Below are 24105 nucleotides of genomic sequence, written 5' to 3' on the forward strand. Positions count from 1 at the left end.
GCGCTGTCCTTCCGAAGTCTCAGGGCAGGGACAAGTCGTTGTCGAACATCTGGAACAGCTCGTCGTCACTGGCACTGTCAAGATCACCGGAAGCCGGGTTCTCCGACAACGCCGCCAGCAGCGCCCGCAGCCGAGCGGCGAGCCGATCCTTCTCGCCCCGTGTCAGGTCCGGGACCCGGGCCTCCAGTTCCGCGAGCCCAGATGTGTCCACAGTGGATATCTGTGCACGCAGGTAGTCGGCGACCCGTTGTGGCGTCGGGTGGTCGAAGACCAGCATCGCGGGCAGCGTCAGCCCGGCCGCGGCGCCGAGCCGGTTCCGCAACTCCACCGCGCTCAACGAGTCGAACCCCAGCTCCTTGAACGGCCGCTGCGGACGGATCGCGTCGGTTCCGGAGTGCCCGAGCACCACCGCCGCGTGTTCCCGGACGGTCTCCAGCAGTACCCGGTCCCGTTCCGCGGAGTCCAGCCCGGCAAGCCGCCGTGCAAGGGGCTCGACCGAGCGCTCCACAGTGGACGGACCACGTCGCGGGACGAGACCGCGCAGCACAGCGGGCACGTCGTCTCGGTTCCGCAGTGCGGCGAGGTCGAACCGCACTGGCGCCACCACGGCTCCGTCAGTGACCATGGCCGCGTCGAAGGCGTCCAACGGCGACTCCAGCGCCACCAACCCGGTCCGCGCCATCCGCGACGCGTCGGTGGTGGCCCCCATGCCTTCCGACCACAAGCCCCAGGCGAGCGACTTGGTCGGCCTACCGGCAGCGGCCCTGCGCATGGCGAAAGCGTCGAGGAAGGCATTGGCCGCCGAGTACGCGGCCTGTCCGGCACCGCCGAGCATCCCCGCCGCCGAGGAGAACAACACCAGCTCGACGTCGTCGTCGCACACCTCGTCGAGGGCCAGCACCCCGTCCACCTTCGGCCGCAGCACCGCAGCCAACCGCTCCGGCGTGAGCCCGCTCAACACTCCGTCGTCGAGCACCCCAGCCGTGTGCACGACAGTGCTGACCTGGTGCTGCGCAAGAACTTCCCGGAGTGCGTCACGGTCGGCGACGTCGCACGCCACCGCCGTGACCTCGGCGTCCAGGTCCACTGTGGAGCCACTGCGGCTGACGAGCACGAGCCGCTTCACGCCGTGCGCGGTGACGAGGTGTTCGGCGATCCGCTTGGCCAGCGCCCCCGATCCACCGGTGATCAACACCGTTCCGTCCCACTTGCGCGACTGCTCGCGGGGCTTCGCGAGAACGAGGCGAGGCACACTGACCACTCCCCCGCGCACCGCGAACTGCGGCTCCCCGTGCGCGAGCGCGGTCGGCAGCGCAGCGATGTCGTCGACCTCGGCGAGCACGAACCGGCCCGGGTGCTCCGCCTGCGCCGAGCGGACAAGCCCCCACACAGCCCCGTTCGAGGACTCCGCGACGACGACGAGCTTCGCCGCACGATCCCACCGCTGAAGCAACTCGAGGACCGCAGTCACATCGTCGGTGACCCGGGTATAGACGAACTTCGCAGCCTCGCCCGCCTCCGCGAGTTCCACAACACCGTCCACCGGCGTGGGCGAACCCGTCAGCGGTTCCCACCTCAGCCGGTACAGCGGGACCGGCGCGGTAATCCCGGCGGTGTCCAGAGGCCGCAGTGTCAGCGAATCGGCGGAGAACACCAACTGGCCACCGGCGTCCGTCGCCGACACCGCGAACGCGTCCTCACCGATCTTGATGATCCGGACCCGCAGCTCACGGGCCCCGGTGGCGCGCAGCTGGACGCCTTCCCACGCGAACGGCACTCTCGGCGCACCGCCCGGGACAGCGAGGGAGATCACGTGCAACGCGGCGTCGAGCAGCGCCGGATGCACACCGAACCCTTGAACAGCAAGCCCTTCCGGCAGTTCGACCTCCGCGAAGTACTCGTCCCCTCGCTGTTCCGCCGCGCGCACGCCTTGGAAAGCCGGGCCGTAGGCGATCCCGGTGTTCTCGGCATACCAGTCCGGGCGCGGCGTCAATCCGGACGGCCACTTCTCCGAACTGTCCACAGCAGACAGTCCACTCAGGACAGCCGTGGCGTTCTTCACCCACTCCTGGCCGACCCGGGAATGCACCGCCACGGCCGTCCCATCGACCCGAAGCCGGATCTCGGCGGGCAACACCACAGGCGCGGTCAGCGTGAGTTCCGCGATCCTGGGCAGACCGACCCGCGCTCCGGCATGTGCCACGAGATCGACCAGAGCGGTTCCCGGCAGCAGCACCGAGTCCAGCACACTGTGATCTGCCAGCCACCCCGCCGCGGGCAGTTTCGCCGTCCACACTCGACCGCCGTCCTCCGGCAGCTCGACCTCGGCGCCGAGCAGCGGATGCGTGGCCCGCTCCAAGCCGACCGAGGACAGGTCACCGCTGGCGTTGGTGCCTTCCAGCCAGTAGCGGCGGCGTTGGAACGGATACGTCGGCAGATCGATCCGCCGCGCCCCGACGAAGAACTGCTCCCAGCGCACCGCGAACCCGCGCACGTGCGCCCCGGCCAGCCCGGCGAGGAACGCCTCGTGCTCGTCGCGGTTCTTGCGCAGCAACGGAATGAAGACGGCGTCGACGCAGTCCTGTCCCATCGCGGACAGAACGCCATCGGGGCCCAGCTCGACGAACGTGCGCGCGCCGGCCGACCGCACCGCGTCCAGGAACCGCACAGGCTGGCGAACGTGCCGCACCCAGTAGTCGGCGGTGGCGATCTCCGCGCCCGCGACGGCCCCGGTCACGTTGGATACCAAGGGAATCGTCGGCAGCGAGTAAGTGACACGGTCGGCCACCGCGCGGAAGGACTCCAGCATCGGCTCCATCAACGCCGAGTGGAAAGCATGACTGACCGTGAGCCGCTTCGTCTTGTGCCCGCGCTCGGCCAGCTCAGCCGCGACCGCCTCCACCGCGTCCGCGCTGCCGGAGACAACGGTGGCGTCCGGGCCGTTGATCGCGGCGATCGACACGGCGTCGCCCAGCAACGGCAGTACCTCGTCCTCGGAGGCACGCACGGACACCATCGCGCCGCGCTCGGGCAGCTCCTGCATCAGTCGGCCCCTTGCCGCGACCAGCGCGCACGCGTCGGCCAGCGAGAACACCCCGGCGACGTGGGCGGCGGCCAGCTCGCCGACGGAGTGCCCGAGCACCACGTCCGCTCGCACGCCGAACGAGCTGATCAGCCTGTACAGCGCCACTTCCAGGGCGAACAGCGCGGCCTGCGTGTAGCGGGTCTCGTCGAGGGCACTGGTGGTCAGCACCTCGCGCAACGGCAGGTCGAGGTGCTGGTCAAGAGCCGTGATCACCTCGTCGTATGCCTCGGCGAACACCGGGTGCCGGGTGGCCAGGTCGAGGCCCATCCGCGCGCGCTGACTCCCTTGTCCGGTGAACAGGAACGCCAGCCCCCCGTCCGAATCCGCGACCCCGGTCACCAGGCCCTGGTCCGCACGCCCCTCCGCGAGGGCGTCGAGCGCATCCGTGCTGAACGCCACGGCGTTGTGTTCGAAGGCCGACCGCGACAACAGCGAATACCCCAGGTCGGCGAGGTTGCCCGCCAACGGCCGCACGGCCCCGGCCTGCGCCCTCAGCGCCGCCTCGGTCCGCCCGGACAACACCAGCGGCAAGCCCTGCTGCGGCGCGACGACACGCGGAATGTCCTCTGTAGACGGAGCTTCCTCGATCACCGCGTGCGAGTTCGTCCCGCTGGCCCCGAAGGAAGAGATGCCGAACCGTCGCGGCCTTTCTCCCCGCGACCATGGCCGCGCCGACGCGAGCAACGACACCGAACCCGCGGTCCAATCGACCTTCGTGGACGGTGTGTCCGCGTGCAGCGTCTTCGGCAGCTCGCCGTGCTGGAGGGCCAGCACCATCTTGATCACGCCCGCCACACCGGCGGCAGCCTGCGTGTGACCGACGTTGGACTTCAACGAGCCCAACCACAACGGCTCGGAGCGTCCCTTGCCGTAGGTCGCCAGCAGCGCGTCCGCTTCGATCGGGTCGCCGAGCCTGGTCCCGGTGCCGTGCGCCTCGACAGCGTCCACATCGGACGGTCCGAGACCCGCGTCGGCCAGTGCCTGTCCGATGACCTCCTGCTGCGCCAGGCCGTTCGGCGCGGTCAGCCCGTTGGAGGCGCCGTCCTGGTTGACCGCGCTCCCCCGCAGCACCGCCAGGATCGGATGACCGTTGCGCTGGGCGTCGGAAAGCCGCTCCAGCAGCAGCATCCCGGCGCCCTCGCCGAAACCGGTCCCGTCCGCGTCGTCGGAGAAGGACTTGCAGCGCCCGTCTCGCGCGAGGCCGCCCTGGCGGGAGAACTCCACGAACATCGTGGGCGTGTTCAGCACGGTCACGCCACCGGCCAGGGCCAGCGAACACTCTCCGCGTCGCAGCGACTGGGCCGCGAGGTGCAGTGCCACCAGCGAGGACGAGCACGCGGTGTCCACGGTCAGCGTAGGCCCGTTCAGCCCGAGGGTGTAAGCGACGCGGCCGGAGGCCACACTGCCCGCGCTGCCGTTGACCAGATATCCCTCGAAGCCCTCCGGAGGTTCGCCCAGCCGGGTCCCGTAGTCGTTGTACATCACCCCGGCGAACAGGCCGGTTTTCGTGCCGCGCAAGGACTTCGGATCGATGCCCGCGCGCTCGACCGCCTCCCACGACGTCTCCAGCAACAGCCGCTGCTGCGGGTCGATGGTCAGCGCCTCACGCGGGCTGATGCCGAAGAACTCCGCGTCGAACTCGGCGGCGTCGTAGAGGAAACCGCCCTCGCGGGAGTAGCTGCTGCCCGGCCGCTCGCCGGTCGGGTCGTAGAGCCGGTCGGTGTCCCAACCGCGGTCAGCGGGGAAACCGCCGATGGCATCGCCACCGGCCGCGAGCAGCCGCCACAGGTCCTCGGGCGTGCGCACGCCACCGGGCAACCGGCAGCTCATCGCGACGATCGCCACCGGCTCGGCGGCCTCGGCAAGGCGTTGCCGGGCCTCGTGCAGGTCGGCGGTGACCCGCTTGAGGTACTGGCGGAGCTTGTCCTCATTGGACACTGGGCTCACCCCCATCACAGCTGCTCGTCGATGAACTTGAACAGGTCGTCGTCGCTGGCGTCGGCCAGCTGGTCGGTCACGGCGGGCACGCCCCCGACCCGCTCGGTCAGCTCCCGCAGCTTCTCCCGCAGGTCCGGCAGTCGCGCGTCGTCCGGGTCCACGCCGTCGAGCAGCCCGGCGAGCTCCTCCAGCCGTTCCAGCACCGGATCCGGCTGTTCCGCGCCGAGCGCGGCGAGCAGGTGATCGGCCAGCGCGCGCGGCGTGGGGTGCTGGAAGACCAGGGTCGCCGGCAGCCGCAACCCGGTCGCCGCGGTGAGCAGGTTCCGCAGCTCGATCGCGGTCAGCGAGTCGAACCCGAGCTCATGGAACGCCTGGTCCGCACCGATGGCGTCGGCATCACCGTGCCCGAGTACCCGTGCCGCCCCACCGCGCACCAGGTCGAGCAGGATGCGACGGCGGCCGTTGTCGTTGGCAGCGGCCAACTCCCGCCGCAACCCATCGGAGTCCTGCTCTCCAGCCATCTCCGCGGCCACAGTAGTCCTACTGACCCGCGCAGGCACGAAACCGCGTAGTAGCAACGGAACCGACTCGGGGTGCAGCCGCAGCGCCGCGCGGTCCAGCCGCATCGGCACGACCAGCGCCTCATCGACACCCATGGCCATGTCGAACAGGGCGAGGCCCTGCTCCGCGCTCATCGGAGCGAGGCCGGACCGGTGCATCCTGGCCAGATCCGCCGCGTCGAGGTGCCCGGTCATCCCGGTCGCCTGCTCCCACAGCCCCCACGCCAGCGACACCGCGGGCAGCCCGCGTGCCCGGCGGAACGACGCAAGCGCGTCCACGAATGTGTTGGCAGCAGCGTAGTTCCCCTGTCCGGGGCGGCCCAGCAGCCCGGCAGCGCCGGAGAACAGGACCAGCTCGGTGTCGTCGCCGAGCAGTTCGTGCAGGTTGAGCGCGGCGTCGACCTTCGGCCGCAGCACCGTGTCCAGCCGCTCCGGCGTCAGCGACTCGATCGCCGCGTCGTCGAGCACTCCGGCCGCGTGCACGACCGCGTCGACCGGGTGCGCGTCCAGCAGCCGCGCCAGCGCCTCACGATCCGCCGCGTCACAGGGCTCGACCCGCACGTCCGCGTCGAGGCCGGTCAGTTCTCCCGGCATCGGCCCACCGCTGCGGCTCGCCAGCACGATGTGCCGGACTCCGTGGCGCACAACGAGGTGCCGCGCGAGGAGGGTGCCGAGCGCGCCGGTCCCGCCAGTGATCAACACCCGCGTGTCCGGCCCGAACGGTGCGCGGTGCCCGGCGGTCGCCCGCGTCAGCCTCGGCACGTGGAGGGTGCCGTCGCGCAGGGCGAACTGCGGTTCTCCCGTGGCGAGCGCGGCGGTCAGGGCCTGCCGGGAGGAGTCCTCGTCGTCCATGTCGGCCAACACGAACCGACCGGGGTGCTCGGACTGGGCGGACCGGAGGAGCCCCCAGATCGCCGCGGACGGCAGGTCGGGCACGTCCTCACCGGGCCGGACGGCGATCGCCCCATCGGTGAGCACGACCAGCGTGGACGCGGCGAACCGCTCCTCCGCCAGCCATTCCCGCAGCAACGCCAACGCCTGTCCGGTCAGCCGCCGCACCCGCTCCGGCGTGGCGGGCGACCCGCACCGCAACGAGGCGAGGACGACCGCGGGCACCGGCTCGGCGAGCGCGTCGAGGGTCGCGGCCAGGCGCACCTCCGACTCGATCCGGCCCAGCTTGAAGTCGTCCGTCCCGAGCACCGCCCAGTCCCGGCGCACTTCGTCCACAGTGGATGGTGGCGCCATCGCCGTCCAGTCGACGCGGTGCAGCGAGTCCGCGCCGCCCGCCCGGGGATCGGCGTCGAAGCGACGCATCGCCAGTGACTCCAGCGAGAACACCAGCGCGCCGGACGGATCGGTCGCGGTCACGGAGAACGCGTCCTCTCCTGCTCCGGCCAGCCGAACCCGCAGCACGCGCGCACCCGTCGCGTGCAACTGGAAGCCCTGCCAAGCGAACGGCAGCATCACGTGTTCCGCACTCGCGAAGCCGCCGAGGGACCACGGCTGCAATGCCGCGTCGAGCAAGGCGGGGTGAGCCCCGAACCCGGTGGTGTCCGCCTCGTCGGAGAGCACGACCTCCGCGAAGACCTCGCCACCCCGCGTCCACGCCGCACGAACGCCCTGGAACATCGGGCCGTAGAAGTAGCCACGCTCGGCGAACCGCGCGTAGAACTCTTCCACAGCAACGGGTTCGGCGTGCGCGGGCGGCCACTCGATCGGCGTGGCCGCGACCTCGACGGCCTCCGTCAGGACACCGGCGGCATGCCGAGTCCACTCTTCGTGATCACCGCCACGCGAGGCGATGGTGATCGTCCGGCGGGCGTTCTCCTCGGCGGAGACCAGCACCTGCAAGCGCAGGGCACCGCGCTCGGGCAGGACCAACGGCGTTTGGAGCGCGAGCTCCTCCAGCCTGCCGTATCCGACCTCATCCCCAGCGCGCACGGCCAGTTCGACGAGCGCGGTTCCCGGCAGCAGAACGGTTCCGGAGACGGCGTGCTCGGCGAGCCACGCGTACGTGCTCAACGACAGGCGGCCAGTCAGCACCAGGCCGCCGTCCTCAAGTTCAACGGCAGCGCCCAGAAGTGGATGCTCAGCGGGATCGACGCCGAAACGATCGGCGGCGGCCGGGCCCACGCTCGCGGGCGAGGTGTTCAACCAGTAGCGGCGGCGCTGGAAGGGATACGTCGGCAGGTCGATGCGCCGACCGCCGCGCACCGCAGGCGACCAGTCAACGTCGACACCGCGCACGTAGGCTTCGGCGAGCGACGTCAGGAACCGCCGCCGCCCACCGTCCTCACGGCGCAACGAGCCGACGACGAGCACGTCCTGGACGGTCTCCTGGATCGCGACCGCGACGCCAGGATGCGGACTGCACTCGATGAAGACGTCGCAGCCATCGGCGGCGAGATCACGGATAGCCTGTTCGAAGTGGACGGTCTGCCTCAGATTCCGGTACCAGTACTCGGCATCCATGCTCGCGGTGTCGATCCACTCACCGGTGACGGTGGAGCGGAACGCGACCGTGCTCGTCCGCGGCCTGATCGGGGCGAGGACACGAAGCACCTCGTCCTGGATGGCCTCCACGTGTGCGGAGTGCGAGGCGTAGTCCACAGGAATGAGTCGAACCCGAACACCCTCAGCCGCCAACGCGTCCAACAACGCCTTCAACGGCTCGACATCACCAGAGACAACGACCGACGAAGGCCCGTTGCTCGCCGCGATCGACACCCCCTCAGGCAGGCGCGACTCAACGTCCGCAACCGGCAGCGCGATCGAGCCCATCCCACCACGACCAGAAATCGCCCTGATCGCCTTGCTACGCAAACACACCACGCGCGCCGCATCCTCCAGCGACAACGCCCCCGCAACGTACGCCGCAGCGATCTCGCCCTGCGAATGGCCAACCACAGCATCGGGCGACACCCCATAAGAGCGCCACAACGCCGCCAATGACACCATCACCGCGAACGTCACCGGCTGAACAACATCCACCCGGTCAAGCGGACCACGCAACTCCTCGAACAAATCCCAGTCCACAAAGGACCGGAACGCGGTGGCACACTCCTGCATCTGCGCAGCGAACACAGGCTCCGACAGCAACTCCAAGCCCATGCCGACCCACTGCGAACCCTGACCAGGGAACACAAACGCGGTCCGGCCGCTAACCGTGGCAACGCCACGAAGCTCAGCACCGTTCAACAGGACCGCACGGTGTTCGAAGGACGACCTGGTCGACAGCGAGTAGCCGACGTCGAGCGCACTCGCTCCGTCCACAAAGGATTCCAGAGCATCAACACGCGCAGTAAGCGCTTCGGCAGTGCGTCCCGACACAACCCAGGGCACGACGTCGGGGATCGGCTCCGGTGCCACTTCCGGCTGGTGCGGCGCCTCTTCGAGGATCATGTGCACGTTGGTGCCGCTGACCCCGAACGCGGAGATCCCGGCGCGGCGTGGGCGGTCCACCTCGGGCCACCGCCGGGCCTCGTTCAGCAACGACACCGCGCCCGAGGACCAGTCCACGTGGCTGGAGGGCTCGTCGGCGTGCAAGGTCCTGGGCAACAGGCCGTTTCGCAGCGCCAGCACTATCTTCAGCACACCGGCGGCTCCGGCCGCGGCCTGCGTGTGGCCCGTGTTGGACTTCAGCGAGCCCAGCCACAACGGATGGGAGCGCTCACCGCCGTACGCGGCGATCAGGGCCTGTGCCTCGATCGGGTCGCCGAGCGTGGTGCCGGTGCCGTGCGCCTCCACAGCGTCCACTTCGGACGGACGAAGCCCGGCCGCCCGCAACGCCGAGCGGATGACCCGCTGCTGCGAGGGACCGTTCGGGGCCGCGAGCCCGTTGGACGCGCCATCCTGGTTGACCGCGGAGCCCTTGATCACCGCGAGCACCGGGTGCCCGTTGCGCCGCGCGTCAGACAGACGCTCCACGAGAAGCATCACCGCACCCTCGGCCCAGCCCGTGCCGTCAGCGCCGTCGCCGAACGCCTTGCAGCGCCCGTCCGGCGCGAGCCCGCGCTGCCGGGAGAACTCGACGAACAACCCGGGCGAAGGCATGATCGTGACCCCGCCCGCCAGCGCCAGCGAGCACTCGCCGTTGCGCAGCGCCTGCGACGCGAGGTGAAGCGCGACCAAAGAGGACGAACACGCGGTGTCCACGGTGATCGCCGGCCCTTCCAGGCCGAGCGTGTAGGACACGCGACCGGAGACCACGCTGGAGGACTTGCCGGTGAGCAGGTAGCCCTGGAAGTCCTCGGGCGCCTCGTGCAGCCGCGATCCGTAGTCCTGGTGGGTCATCCCGGCGAAGACACCGGTGCTGCTGCCGCGCAAGGACTTCGGGTCGATCCCGGCCCGCTCCAGTGCCTCCCACGAGGTCTCCAGCAACAACCGCTGCTGCGGGTCCATCGCGGACGCCTCACGCGGCGAGATCCCGAAGAACGCCGCGTCGAACTCGGCCGCGTCGTAAAGGAATCCGCCTTCGCGGCAGTAGGACTTGCCGTGCGCGTTCGGATCGGGGTCGTAGAGGGCGTCGAGGTCCCAGCCGCGGTCGGTGGGCAGCTCGCCAATGGCGTCCCCACCCGCGAGCAGCATGTCCCACAACGCTTCCGGAGTGGCCACTCCGCCCGGGAGCCGACATGCCATGCCCACAATGGCGATCTCGTCACCGGAGTGGGCCTGCGGCTCCTCCTGCTCGGCCTCCGCGACGGCGCCCACCAGCTCCGCGAGTGCGAAGCGGGCGACGGCTTCCGGCGTCGGGTGGTCGAACAACAACGTGCTGGGGAGTTTCAGGCCGGTCGCGGCGTTGATCCGGTTCCGCAGCTCCAACGAGGTGAGCGAGTCGAACCCGGCGTCCTTGAAGGACCGCCCCGGTTCAACCGCCTCCGGTCCTGCATGTCCAAGCACAGCAGCGGCCTCGGCACGCACGACCGCCAACAGGGATCGCAGCTGCTCGGCTTCCGGGCGACCCGCCAGCCCAGCGGCGAGGGAGTTCCCGGAACTGTCGCGCGGCGTGAACTCGCTGAGCAGCGCACTCGCGCGGGACGAGGTGAACGCGGGCACGAAGGCGTCCCAGTCGACGTCGGCGACCACGGTCACCGTCTGCCGTCCGACGAGAGCCCGCTCCAGCGCGATCACGGCCGACTCGGCATTCATCGGCGTGACACCACGTTTGCCGAGATTGCGTTCCCCGGCACCGACCGCCATTCCTCCACCGGCCCAGACACCCCAGGCGACCGAGGTCGCGGGCAGGCCCGCGCGGCGGCGGCGCTCGGCGAGCGCGTCAAGATGGGCGTTGGCGGCGGCGTACGCGCCCTGCCCGGCGTTGCCCCACACCCCGGTGATCGACGAGAACACCACGAAGGCGTCAAGATCGCCGGTCAGCTCGTCCAGCAGGTCGGCACCAGCAACCTTGGGGCCGATCACCGCGAGCGCGCGCTCGGCGCTCAGCGTGTCGAGCACTCCGTCGTCGAGCACACCGGCCGTGTGGAACACCGACTTCAGATCCGGGATCGTCGCCAGCAACCCGGTCAGCGCAGTGCGATCGGCCGTGTCGCAGGCCGCCACGGTCACCCGCACGCCACGCGCGCTCAGATCATCCCGGAGTTCGGTGGCACCGGGCGCGTCGAGCCCCCTGCGGCTGGTCAGCACGATGTGCTCGACCCCGGTCCCCGCCAGCCAGCGCGCGACGTGCCCGCCGATCGCGCCGGTACCGCCCGTGATCAGCGCGGTGCCCCGACCACTCCACGTCCCGCCCGGGACGGCGTCGGCGCGGCGGAGCCTGCGGGCGAACGCCCCGTCCCGGCGCAGTGCCACCTGGTCCTCGGTCCCGGTGAGCACCGCCGGGTCGAACACGGCGCCGTCCAGCTCGACCTGGCCGCCCCAGCGCTCCGGGTGCTCCAGCGCGGCGACGCGGCCGAGCCCGAGCACCTGCGCGCACTCCGCCTCGCCGACATCGCTGACCGTCCACAGTGGAGCGCTGATCGCAGCGTCACCGAGCGCTTGGACCAACGTCAGCGTTGCGAGGAAACCGTTGTGGGCGGACAGAACACCCGCCACTTCGCCAACTTCGCGAAGCCGCTCGGCCAGCGCGGCGCGATCTTCACTCGGCTCGATGCGGACGACGTCGGTGCCCAGCTCGATGTCCTGACCGGAGACCAGTAGCCACAGTCCCGCCGGGCGGTTCGCGGGAAGCTCGATGCGCTGCCAGTCGACCCGGTACCGCCACTTGTCCACAGTGGACACAGTGGAGCCAGGAGCGCGGTACTCGACCGACTCCGTCCAGTACCGCTGCCGCTGGAACGGATACGTGGGCAGGTCCACCCGCCGTGCGCCGGGGAACGCCGGAGTCCAGTCCACGGCGATGCCGTGGACGTGAGCTTCACCCAGCGACGTCAGGAACCGGCGTCGACCGCCGTCGTCCCGGCGCAGCGAACCGACGGCGAACCCGTCCGTCTCCTGGATCGCCGGGACCAGAACGGGATGCGGGCTGGCCTCGACGAACGCCGAGTGCCCCTGCTCGATCAGCGCGCGGACGGTGTCCTCGAACAACACGCGCTGCCTCAGATTGCGATACCAGTACTCGGCATCCAACGTCGCCGTGTCGATCCGCTCGCCGATCACCGTGGAGTAGAACGGAATCCGCGAAGCCTTCGGCGTGATTCCAGACAGGTCCGAAAGCACACGTTTGCGAACCGATTCGACGTGAGCGGAGTGCGAGGCGTAGTCCACCGGAATACGGCGCACCCGGACACCGTCCGCTTCACACCGCGCGAACAGCACATGCAACCCAGCAGGATCGCCAGACACCACAGTGGACGCCGGACCGTTCACCGCAGCGATCGAAACACCCTGCGGCAGAAGCGACTCCACCTCAGACACCGGCAGAGACACCGACATCATCCCGCCACGCCCGGCCAAATCCTCCGCGATCGCAAGGCTCCGCAACGCCACAACCTTCGCAGCGTCCTCAAGCGACAAAGCACCCGCCACACAAGCCGCAGCGATCTCACCCTGCGAATGACCAACCACCGCAGCGGGCTTGACCCCGTAAGACCGCCACAGCGAAGCCAACGACACCAGAACGGCAAACAACACGGGCTGGACGACATCCACCCGATCCAGAGGTCCGCGCAGCTCCTCGAACAGATCCCACTCCACATGCGGAGCCAACGCCGAAGCACACTCCGCCATCCGAGCCCCGAAAACCGGCTCCGACAACAGACCAACCGCCATACCGCTCCACTGAGAACCCTGCCCAGGGAACACGAAGACCGGACGCGACACGTCGCCCGCGACACCGCGCACCACAGCTCCGGAAGCTCGCCCGTCAGCGAGCGAGCGCAGTCCTTCGAGATCGAACACGACCGCCCGATGATCCAGGTCGGCGCGGCCGGTAGCCAACGAGTACCCGACATCAACCGGAGCAGCCGCAACGGACAGAAGGCGCTTTGCCTGCACCGCAAGCACTTCAGGCATATGTCCACTGAGGACGAAGGGGAAGTCCCCCGCAGCGTCGCGATCCGGCACTGGCGCGGGCTCGACGGCTTCGAGGATCACGTGGGCATTGGTGCCGGAGATGCCGAATGACGACACCGCAGAGCGGCGCGGACGCCCCGCGTCGGGCCACTCGACCGGCTCGGTGAGCAGCCGCACCGCGCCACCGGACCAGTCGACGTGCGCGGTCGGCGCGTCCACGTGCAGGGTCCGCGGCAATACACCCTCGCGCATGGCCATGACCATCTTGATCACGCCCGCGACACCGGCCGCCGCCTGGGCATGCCCGATGTTGGACTTCAACGAGCCCAACCACACCGGCACTGTGTCGGGCCGGTCCTGGCCGTAGGTCGCCAGCACCGCCTCGGCCTCGATCGGGTCGCCGAGCCTGGTCCCGGTGCCGTGCGCTTCGACAGCGTCCACATCGGACGGTTCGAGTCCCGCGTTGGCCAGCGCCTGGCGGATCACGCGCTCCTGCGCGGGCCCACTGGGCGCGGTCAGCCCGTTGGAGGCGCCGTCCTGGTTGACCGCGCTCCCCCGCAGCACCGCCAGGACCGGATGGCCGTTGCGGTGTGCGTCGGACAAGCGCTCCAGCACGAGCATCCCGACACCCTCGGCCCACCCGGTGCCGTCAGCGTTGTCGGAGAATGCTTTGCAGCGCCCGTCCGCCGACAATCCGCGCTGCTGCGCGAACTCCACGAACATGCCGGGGTTGGCCATGACGGTCGCACCGCCTGCCAACGCCATCGAGCACTCGCCGGAACGCAGCGACTGGGCCGCGAGGTGCAGTGCCACCAACGAGGACGAGCACGCGGTGTCCACGGTCACCGCGGGACCTTCGAGGCCGAGCGTGTAGGAGACACGGCCGGATGCGACGCTCGGGGTGTTGCCCGTGAGAACGTGACCCGCTGCCTCTTCGGAGGCGCTTTGCAGTCGCGGGCCGTACTCCTGGGACATCGCGCCGACGAACACTCCGGTCGCGGTGCCGCGCAACGAGGTCGGCGCAATCCCGGCCCGCTCCAGGGCTTCCCACGAGGTCTCTAGCAACAACCGCTGCTGCGGGTCCATCGCGGACGCCTCACGCGGCGAGATCCCAAAGAACGCCGCGTCGAACTCGGTAGCGCCGATGAAGCCGCCCGAGCGCGTGTAGGTACGGCCGGGCACTCCCGGTTCCGGGTCGAACAGACCGTCGACGTCCCAACCGCGGTCCTCCGGGAACGCGGAGATCGCGTCAGTGCCGTTGCGGACCAGCTCCCAAAGCTGTTCCGGTGTGTCGGCACCGCCGGGCAAACGGCAGCTCATCGCGACGATCGCAATCGGCTCGCCCGCGCGCGCCACCGCGGGAGCCCGCTTCACCGGACGCGATGCCGATCCCACCCGCCGCGCGAGGTGATCAGCGAGCTCGGCCGGGGTCGGATGGTTGAACAGCACCCCGGACGGCAGGCTCAGCCCGGTCGCGGCGGACAACCGGTTGCGGAGGTCCACTGACGTCAGCGAGTCGAAGCCGAGGTCGCGGAAGGTCGTGCCCGCAGCCAGATCGTCCTTGCCGAGCACGAACGCGGCGTGCGCGCGAACGAGGCCGAGCATGTCGTGCGTCGGCTCGTCCACCACGTCATCGGCGACCGAGTCCAGCCAGTAGCGGCGCCGCTGGAACGCATAGGTCGGCAGGTCGACCGCGACGCCGCCGGGGAAGGCAGGACGCCAGTCCACCGCGACTCCACGCACATACGCCTGCGCTACGGAGGTGAGGAACCGGCGCCTGCCACCGTCTTCGCGACGCAGCGACTCGACCACCACCGCGTCCTGAGCGGTCTCCTGGATCGCCACCGCCAGTCCGGGATGCGGGCTGCACTCGATGAACGTGGTGACACCATCGGCGGCGAGCGCGCGCACCGACTGTTCAAAGTGGACGGTCTGTCGCAGGTTCTGGTACCAGTACTCCGCATCCACGAGCGCCGTGTCGAGCGGCACCGTCGAGTGCATCCGCACCTCGGGGGCGACCGGGCTCACCGGCGCCAGCAGCTCCAGAAGCGAACCCCGCAGCTCTTCCACGTGCGCGGAGTGCGAGGCGTAGTCGACAGGAATGAGTCGAACCCGAACACCCTCAGCCGCCAACGAGTCCAGCAACGCCTTCAACGGCTCGACATCACCGGACACCACCACGGAAGAAGGCCCGTTGACGGCCGCGAGCGACACCCCCTCCGGCAGACGGGCCTCAACCTCCGCAACCGGCAGCGCGATCGAGCCCATCCCACCACGACCGGAAATCGCCCTGATCGCCTTACTACGCAAACACACCACCCGCGCGGCATCCTCCAGCGACAGCGCGCCAGCCACGTACGCCGCAGCGATCTCGCCCTGCGAATGGCCGATCACAACATCAGGCGAGACCCCGTAGGACTGCCACAACGCCGCGAGCGACACCATCACCGCGAACGTCACCGGCTGAACAACGTCAACGCGGGAGAGCGGACCGCGCAGCTCCTCGAACAGATCCCAGTCCACAAAGGACTTGAAGGCCGCGGCGCACTCCGCCATCCGAGCCGCGAAAACCGACTCCGAGGACAGCAACTCCAAGCCCATGCCGACCCACTGCGAACCCTGACCAGGGAACACAAACGCGGTCCGGCCCTGCGCGGCGACACTGCCGACCACCGGCCCGGGGCGCCCCTCGGCGAGCGCGGACAGCTCGGCGGAGTCGAACACCACCGCACGGTGCTCGAACGGGGTCCGCGTGGTGGCAAGGGAGAATCCAACGTCCACTGTGGACGCATCAATCGTGGCGAGCTGGGCGGCCTGCCCGCGCAGAGCCGCCGGAGTACGCCCGGAGAGAACCCACGGTACCTCGGCGACCTCAGGGCGCGACTCGACGCGCGGAGCGTCAGGCGGTGCGGCCAGCACGACGTGGCAGTTGGTCCCGCCCATGCCGAACGAGGAGACCCCGGCCAACACGGGCCCCGGCCAGTCACCGGACTCGGTCTGGACCCGGATGTTCAGCTGGTCCAACGGGATTCGCGGGTTGGGCGTGCTGAAGTTCAGGCTCGCCGGGAGCCTGCGGTGGCGGATGGCCAGCGCAGTCTTGATCAGCCCGGCGATGCCCGCCGCGCCTTCGAGGTGACCGATGTTGGTCTTCACCGAGCCGACCAGCAGCGGCGAGCGGCGGGACGGCGCCGTGCCCAGCACCTCGCCAAGCGCGGCGGCCTCCACCGGGTCGCCCAGCCTCGTCCCGGTGCCGTGCAGCTCCACGTAGCGCACCTGACCCGGGTCCACATCCGCCCGCCGGTAGGCCGCCCGCAGCACGCGCTGCTGAGCGGAACGGTCCGGCGTGGTCAGGGAATCGCCGCCACCATCGTTGTTGACCGCACTGCCGCGGATCACGCAGTAGACCGGGTCGCCGTCGCCGAGCGCGTCGGCCAGGCGCTTGAGCACCACGATGCCGCCGCCCTCGCCGCGCACGTACCCGTTGGCGCGCGCGTCGAAGGTGTAGCAACGCCCGTCCGGCGACAGCGCGCCCAAGCGGTGCGCTGCCGAGGACGAGTCCGGCGAGAGGTTGAGGTTGACCCCGCCCGCCAACGCGGTCGTCGAGGCGCCGGTGCGAATGCTCTCGCAGGCCAGGTGCACCGCGACCAGCGCGGAGGACTGGCCGGAGTCCACGGTGAGGCTTTGCCCGCGCAGCCCCAGGAAGTAGGAGACGCGGTTGGCGATCATGCCCCGGTTCAGCCCGGTGATCGTGTGCTGCGTGACCTCCGACGCCGCCGCCAGACGCGCGTAGTCGTCGGCGATCGCGCCGACGAAGACGGCGGCATCCGTGCCGGTGATCGACCCGGGCACGATCCGCGCGTCCTCCAGCGCCTCCCAGGCGAGCTCCAGCACGAGCCGCTGCTGCGGGTCCATCGCCGCCGCCGCGTCCGGGGAGATCCCGAAGAACGCCGGGTCGAACCCGTCGACTTCGGCCAGGTACCCGCCCGGTCCGGGCAGTCCCCGCTCCGGCGCCCGGCGCACGGCGTTCCCCCCGCCGTCCAGCAGTGCGAAGAAGGCGTGCTTGTCCGGCGCGTCGGGAAAGCGGCACGAAAGACCGACGATCGCGATGTCATCCGGCCCTGACACCAAGTGTTCAGCCATGAAGGCCCGTTACCTCCAGTCGTCGCGAAGCCCCCACCCCGCGACCAGCGGTTGTAAACAAGACACAGCGTCGCTCTCACCAGAGCACTGGCAGTTCCTCCAGACCACGCACGAGCATCCCGGTCTTCCAACGCAGCTCCGCCGGTGCCACGGCCAGCCGGAGGTCCGGCAGCCGCTCGGCCAGCACCCGCAGCGTCACCTGGAGCTCCATCCGCGCCAACTGCGCGCCGAGGCAGTGGTGCACCCCGTGCCCGAGTCCCAGGTGCGGGTTGCGCTCGCGGTGGAAGTCCACGCGTTCCGGGTCCGGGAAGACCTCCTCGTCCCGGTTGGGCACGGCGAAGGAGAGCACCACGCCCTCGCCCGCGCGCACCGTGACGTCCCCGAGTTGAACGTCCTCCGTGGCGATCCTGGTGAACCCGGACATCGTGGTGAGCGGCGCGAACCGCAGCAGCTCGTCCACGACCGCGGGGATCAGCCCGGGATCGGCGATGATCGCCTCGTACCGGGACCTGTCCTCCAGCAACAGGTACACGAAGTTGCCGATGTGGTTGGCCGTGGTCTCGTGCCCGCCGACCAGCAGACCTCCGGCGAGCACCAGCAGCTCGTGCTCGGAGAGGCGGTCCGTGTCGTCCCGCGCCTGCACCAGCGCGCCGAGCACGTCGTCGGTCGGGTTCTCCCGGCGCTGAGCCACCAGGTCGGCCAGGTAGGCCATGAAGTCGTTGGTGGCGTTCTCGATCTCCGCCGGCGTGTACCGCCCCGCCGACATCAGCGTGTCCGCGAAGACCCCGAACAGCGCCTGGTCCTCGTGCGGCACACCGAGCATGTCGGAGATCACCGTCATCGGCAGCGGCAACGCCAGGTGCGTGCGCAGGTCCGCGGGCGAGCCCTTCGCCAGCATGTCGTCGACGAGCTCGTTCACCAGCGCGGTCACCGCGGGCCGGGCCGCCTCGATCCGCCGTGCGGTGAACGCCTTCGCCAGCAGCTTGCGCAGCCTGCTGTGCTCCGGCGGGTCCAGCGCCAGCAGCCCGCCCGGCTCCGGCGGGACCTCGGTCGCGCGCGGGATGTCCTTGCCCGCGCCCTCGGCCATGCTGAAGCGCGGATCGGTCAGCACCACCTTGGCGTCGGCGTACCTGGTGACCAGCCATCCCTCGCCACCGTAGGGCATCCGCACCCGCGCCACCGGTTCCGTCCGGCGCAGCTCCGCGTACTTGGGGTGCAGCTCCATGCCCACGGCCGGGCCGAACGGGTAGCTGTGCACGGTGCGGCTCATCGCGCGGGCTCCTTCTCAGCGGCGAACACCTCGCGCGCCGCGGCGATGACCGCGTCCACGTCGTCGTCGCTCATGTGCGGCCCGATCGGCAGGCTCAGCACCTCACCGGCGAGCCGATCCGCGATCGGCAGGTGCCAAAAGTCACCGAGGCCGGTGTAAGCCTCGGACCGGTGCACGGCGACCGGGTAGTGCGCCAGAGTGCCGATTCCCCTTGTGGCAAAAGCACTCCGAGCTTCGTCCCGGTGGTCGGCGCGGACGACGAACAGGTGCCACACCGGGTCGGCCCAGTCGGCGACGGCGGGCAGCCGCAGCCCGGGAGTTCCCGCCAGCCCGGTCAGGTAGCGCGCGGCGACCGCGCGGCGGCGGTCGTTCCACTCGTCCAGCCGCGCCAACTTGACGCGCAGGAATGCCGCCTGGAGTTCGTCGAGCCGCGAGTTGGTGGCGGGGACCTCGTGCCGGTACTTCTCCCGCGAGCCGTAATTCCGCAGCAGCCGCAGGCTTTCCGCGAGTTCGGCGTCGTCGGTGACGACCGCGCCCCCATCGCCCATCGCACCGAGGTTCTTGCCGGGGTAGAAGCTGAAAGCCGTCGCGGTGCCCGTGCCGGAACCGATGCGGCGACCCCGGTAACCGGCGCCGTGCGCCTGCGCCGCGTCCTCCAGGATCGCGAGCCCGTGCTCCCGCGCGACGGCGGTGATCGGGTCGAGGTCGGCGGGGTGCCCGTACAGGTGCACCGGCACGATCGCCTTCGTCCTCGGCGTGATCGCGGCGCGGACCAGCGCGGGGTCCATGGTGGCCGTGTGCTCGTCCGGCTCGACCGGCACCGGCCGCGCCCCGGTCTCGGTGACCGCGAGCCAGGTCGCGATGAACGTGTGCGAGGGCACCAGCACCTCGTCGCCCGGGCCGATCCCGAGGGCGCGCAGGCTCAGCTCCAGCGCGTCGCACCCGCTGCCGACCGCGACGCAGTGCCGCGCGCCGCAGTAACGCGCGAATTCGTCCTCGAATGCCTCCAGCTCGGGGCCGAGCAGAAACCAGCCGGAGTCCATCACGCGCCGATACGCCGCGTCCAGCTCGTCCCGCAACTCGGCATAGGGAGCCTTGAGATCAAGGAACGGAATACTCACTCCAGACTCCGCGCGGCTTCCAGGAAATCCGAGTACTCGCGAAAATAGTCGGATTCGTCATAATGCATCGACGCGATGACAAGTCCGACCGCGCCGGGCGAGAAATTGATGAGGTCCCGCCAGATCATCGGCCCGACGTAGAGCGCCTTCGTCGGCGAGTCCAGCTGGAACCTCATCCGCCGGTAGCCGTCGTCGACGGTGATCTCGAAGCGCCCGTGCACGGCGATGATCAGCTGTTCCAGCGAACGGTGGCCATGGGCCCCCCGAACGGTGGAGGACGGAAGGTCATAGAGGTAGTACACGCGGTTGATGTCGAACTTCACGTCCCGGTTCGACTCGACGACCGCGAGACTGCCCCTCGGATCCTTGTGTTCGGGGAGATCAATCAGTCGGCACGGTTCGACCCGGCCCACCAAGAGATCCCCATGCTCCCCATGCATAGAGTCCCGTTCCCCAGTCCTGGACAAAAGCCGTTTCCGGTTGTGCTCAGCCGGTGCGATGAGACGTGGCTCACCACCGTGGACACTCGCCGCACACCGAGAACGATCACTGCAGCCATGATGCCGATATTTCTTACGCCCGCGACCATGATGACCCACGCACCGCCGATCGGGTGGACGCGAAAAGACTTTCGAATGTCACTGTTCGAATGGGCGCGCTTTCTTGACTTCGGCTCAGGCCGTACGGTAGTGACCGCCTTACCGGATGATCTCGATCTCGGTGCGCAGCGGCAGCGCCGACGAGGACCCGCCGACCCACACCGCACGCGTGCCGGTGCCCAGCGCCCACGAGTGCGTGGCGGTGTCCCAGTGCCGCAACGCGCGGCCCGGCAGCAGCACGGTGATCCGGCGCTGCTCGCCCGGCCGCAGGCTGACCTTCTGGTAGCCCGCGAGCGCCTTCTCGGCCTGCGGCAGGCGGAGGTCCGGGCTCGCGCCGAGGTAGACCTGCGCGATCTCCGAGCCCGCCCGCGCGCCGGTGTTGCGCAGGGTGAAGGAGACCTCCACGCCGTCGCGGACGCGCTTGGCCACCGGCGTGCCGTACTCGAAGGCGGTATAGGACAGGCCGTGCCCGAACGGGAACAGCGGCTTGGCCTTTTCCCTGTCGTACCAACGGTATCCGGTGAAGATCCCCTCGCTGTACACCTGCTTGCCGCCGACCCCGGGGAAGCGCTCCGGGTGACCGGCCACCGGGTGCGTGCGGTCGTCGGCGGGGAAGGTCTGGGTGAGCTTCCCGCTCGGGTTCGCGTCGCCGAAGAGCAGCCTGGTGGTGGCCTCGGCCCCCGCCTGCCCCGGGTACCACGTGTTCAGCACGGCCTTGGTCGAGGACAGCCACGGCATGGTGATCGCCCCGCCGACGTTGAGCACCACAACCGTGCGCGGATTGGCCTTCGCCACCGCCGCGACCAGTTCGTCCTGCCTGCCCGGCAGCGCGAGCGAGGGCCGGTCCCAGTTCTCCGAGGAGTCGTCGTGCACGAACACCACGGCGGTCTTCGCGGCCTTGGCGGCGGCGACCGCCTCGTCAAGGGACTGCTGTGCCTTGCGCGGGGTGACCCAGCTCAGCGAGAAGGTCATCGCGCCCTTGTACGTGGTGCCGGAGACCTCGATCTTGTGGGTTCCGGCGGTCAGGTGCAGCGGCTGGCTGCTGACCTCGCCGAAGACCTCGCTCACCTCGATCCTGGTGGTCCCGTCCAGGGTGATCGTGGCGACCGCGTCCGGCGTCAGGCTCCCCGCGATCCGGTAGAGCCCCGGCTCGGTGACGGTCAGCGTCCCCGAGTACATCGGCCCGCTGAACCCGCTCGGGTACTCCTTGCTGGTGAAGGCGGGCGAGAGCGCCACGCCCATCGGCTCGCCCCTGAGCTCCTCGCCGACCCGGTAGTCCACCTTTCCCTTGCCGCCCATGCGTTCCCGGATGGCGTCCAGCGGCGGCGTCGCGGAGTCCGGGCGCACGTAGGCGCTGCCGAACCCGCTGACCTTCGGCTCCCGCCCGGTCGGGCCGATCACCGCGATGTCGCCCGCGGTCTCGGTGGACAGCGGCAGGGTCGCGTTCTCGTTGCGCAGCAACACCGATCCGCCCTCGGCCACCTCGCGCGCGACCTTCGTGCCCCCGGCGACGTCCCTGGCCGGACGCGGGCGCGGCCCGTCGAGCATGCCGAAGCGTTCCAGCTGCGTCAGGATGCGCGTCACCGACGTGTCCACAGTGGACTGTGCGATGGTGCCGCCTTCGACTGCCCTGCGCAGCGCCCCGGCGAAGTGGGTGGCCTCCGGCTTGTTGACCGGGTCCGGGATGCCTTCGAACCGGATGCCCAGTTCCTGGTCCAGCCCCGCCTCGATCGCCGACGTGCTCGGTGCCGCCAGCCAGTCCGACATCACCCAGCCCCGGAAGTCCCACTGCGCGCGCAGGATCTCGGTCAGCAGCCCGCGGTTGGCGCACGCCGGTGTGCCGTTGAGTTTGTTGTAGGAGCACATGAACGACCCGACCCCGGCTCGCACCGCGCTCTCGAACGGCGGCAGTTCGGTCTCCCGCAGGGTCCGCTCGTCGACCTCGGCGTCGATGGTCATCCGGTCGGTTTCCTGGTTGTTGGCCGCGAAGTGCTTGGCGTTGGCGATCACGCCCTGCGACTGGATGCCCCGGATCTCCGCCGCCGCGATCCGCGCGGTCACCACCGGGTCCTCGGCGAAGGTCTCGTAGTTGCGGCCCGCCGTGGGCACCCTGATGTTGTTCATCATCGGCGCGAGCGCCACGTCGATGTTGTGCGCGCGGGCCTCACGGCCCAGCACCGCGCCGTAGCGCCCGGCCAGCTCCTCGTCGAAGGAGGCGCCCAGCGCGATCGGCGCGGGCAACGCGATCGACGGCCGCACCGCCGTGATCCCGTTCGGCCCGTCGCTGGCCCGCAGTTCCGGGATGCCCAGGCGCGCCACCCCGGGGAGGTAGATGTTGCTCGCGGGCGTCGCGGGGTTGAACGACCAGTGCAGCATGGAGATCTTCTCGGCCAGCGTCATCCGCTTGACCAGCTCCGGCACCCGCGACCCGCTCTGCCCCGCCCCCGCCCCCGCCCCCGCCGGTGCGGTCTGGGCCGCCAACGCGACCGTGCAGGCCAGGGCGAGCGCAGTCGAGCGCCGCCTCCATGATGTCGTCATTACCGCTTTTCCCCCACGCGCTGCCCCGTCTTGGTTTCCGCAGGCTAACCCAGGAGCCACTCGCGCTTTCCCGTTGATCGAAGCTGCTTATCCGCCCGCCGTTTCAGAAGGGCGCGGGTTCGGCGATGGGCTCGGCTTCCGTCTCGGCGGTCTTCCCGCTCGGCGTCGTCCACACATGCCGACCGTCCGGCAGGTTCTCGCAGCTCCAGTTGGACTCGTGCTTCATCCGGTGGTGCCGTCTGCACTTCGGCCGCAAGTTGTCGATGCTGGTGTTCGTGCCGTCAAAGGGGCAGCAGTGATCCAGGTCGCAGCGGTGTGCGGGCCTGTTGCAACCGATCGCCGTACACGTCGGGTACCGCGCGTAGATCAACTCCCGCTGCTTCGCCGACGGCCGATACGTCGTCACATCCTCAGCGATCCCGGTCACCGGGTCGGTCAGGATGCGCTTCCAGATCCCATTCGCCGCCACATCCCGGGCGATCTTCGCGGGCAGGGGTCCGTAGCCGTGGAGGATGGCGGGTTCGTTGTTCATGCCCAGGAACGAGCCCATCGGCATGGTCAGGTAGACCGTCACCTGGCCTTGGGGGGCGCCAGTTTCCTTACCCATCAACACATCCATCGTCACATCGGCCCGCTTCTGATCCAACGTCCGGTGATCCTTCGGCAAGGCTCTGGCGATGCGGTCGATCCGGTCATAGATCAACGAGGCTTGCAACGCCGGGAAGAACATCCTCAGCAGACACATGCCGTCATCGAGGGGGATCTTCTCCACCAACCTCTGCTTCCGCTTCTCCTTATGGCGACGCTCAGCGGCCTTCGGGCCCAGCTTGTCGATGAACCGCACCGCATGCCGACGAGTCGCGGTGTAGTCGTGGGACTCAGCGAAAGCGAGGAAGTCCTGCTCGGCGATCGCAGCATGCACAGCAGACAGGGTCGAGAGCAGGTCCACGATCATCAACGCTTTGCCCTCGTCGACGCGGCCTTCGGCCAGCGCCCGCAAGACCGCTGGGCGGCCGGTGAGGTCTTCTGCGCGTTGCAACAGCCGGGCGGCCTTCGTCTTCGAGACCGCCAACAAGCGCATGAGGATTTCTTCGGCGAACTCACGATCACACAACTCCAGCTCAGCGACGTACTCCATCAGCACGACCGCGAAGTCCGCCGACGCTTTCCCCATCGCAGTGAAGTAGACCATCAGTTTATGGTCGGGATCTACAGGGAACATGTCCCTATTCTAGCGCACAATAATAGACGATCATGGCTCTACGGAGTGAATTCCCAGGCGCCCAAAAGCCCGAAAACGCAACCCGAGCGAAAAGGTGAGGGCGGGCTGGAAATCGGGGTCGGCTTTACCTGGGGTGCGCGTGCCATACGCTTGTCGCGAGGG

Annotated in this window: 7 protein-coding genes; all 7 read right to left on the reverse strand. The window is 69.6% G+C overall.

Annotated elements, in window-relative coordinates:
* Positions 1-19 precede the first annotated feature (19 nt).
* The 7 genes from NLX83_RS35845 to NLX83_RS35875 all read right to left on the reverse strand — a co-directional run bounded on the left by NLX83_RS35845 (position 20) and on the right by NLX83_RS35875 (position 23943).
* Complete coding sequence (locus NLX83_RS35845) at positions 20-5023, reverse strand: type I polyketide synthase (RefSeq protein WP_254239707.1); 5004 nt, start codon at positions 5021-5023, stop codon at positions 20-22.
* Between the two features lie 14 nt (positions 5024-5037).
* The gene (locus NLX83_RS35850; protein ID WP_254239708.1) at positions 5038-17193 is read right to left on the reverse strand and encodes a type I polyketide synthase; all 12156 of its coding nucleotides are present in this window, start codon (positions 17191-17193) and stop codon (positions 5038-5040) included.
* A gap of 76 nt (positions 17194-17269) precedes the next feature.
* Positions 17270-18463, reverse strand: a complete 1194-nt coding sequence (locus NLX83_RS35855) for a cytochrome P450 (protein ID WP_254239709.1) — start codon at positions 18461-18463, stop codon at positions 17270-17272.
* On the reverse strand, positions 18460-19584 hold the full coding sequence (locus NLX83_RS35860) for a DegT/DnrJ/EryC1/StrS family aminotransferase (RefSeq protein ID WP_254239710.1): 1125 nt from the start codon (positions 19582-19584) through the stop codon (positions 18460-18462). Before NLX83_RS35860 ends, NLX83_RS35855 begins: the two co-directional genes overlap by 4 nt.
* The gene (locus NLX83_RS35865; RefSeq protein ID WP_254239711.1) at positions 19581-19997 is read right to left on the reverse strand and encodes a sugar 3,4-ketoisomerase; all 417 of its coding nucleotides are present in this window, start codon (positions 19995-19997) and stop codon (positions 19581-19583) included. The genes NLX83_RS35860 and NLX83_RS35865 overlap by 4 nt, the downstream gene beginning before the upstream one ends.
* A gap of 285 nt (positions 19998-20282) precedes the next feature.
* Entirely contained in the window at positions 20283-22721 is a 2439-nt protein-coding gene (locus tag NLX83_RS35870; protein ID WP_254239712.1) for a beta-glucosidase family protein, read from the reverse strand.
* A 103-nt stretch (positions 22722-22824) separates the two neighbouring features.
* Complete coding sequence (locus NLX83_RS35875) at positions 22825-23943, reverse strand: HNH endonuclease signature motif containing protein (RefSeq protein ID WP_254239713.1); 1119 nt, start codon at positions 23941-23943, stop codon at positions 22825-22827.
* Between the last annotated feature and the right edge of the window lie 162 nt (positions 23944-24105).

Origin of the sequence: Allokutzneria sp. A3M-2-11 16 (assembly GCF_024213555.1) — a bacterium.
In the GTDB taxonomy this organism is placed as follows: Bacteria; Actinomycetota; Actinomycetes; order Mycobacteriales; family Pseudonocardiaceae; genus Allokutzneria.

What these genes read in the sequence shown, in the direction of transcription:
- NLX83_RS35875 (WP_254239713.1), bottom strand. Translation starts at nt 23,943, where the DNA reads ATGTTCCCTGTAGATCCCGACCATAAACTGATGGTCTACTTCACTGCG.
- NLX83_RS35855 (WP_254239709.1), bottom strand. Translation starts at nt 18,463, where the DNA reads ATGAGCCGCACCGTGCACAGCTACCCGTTCGGCCCGGCCGTGGGCATG.
- NLX83_RS35870 (WP_254239712.1), bottom strand. Translation starts at nt 22,721, where the DNA reads ATGACGACATCATGGAGGCGGCGCTCGACTGCGCTCGCCCTGGCCTGC.
- NLX83_RS35850 (WP_254239708.1), bottom strand. Translation starts at nt 17,193, where the DNA reads ATGGCTGAACACTTGGTGTCAGGGCCGGATGACATCGCGATCGTCGGT.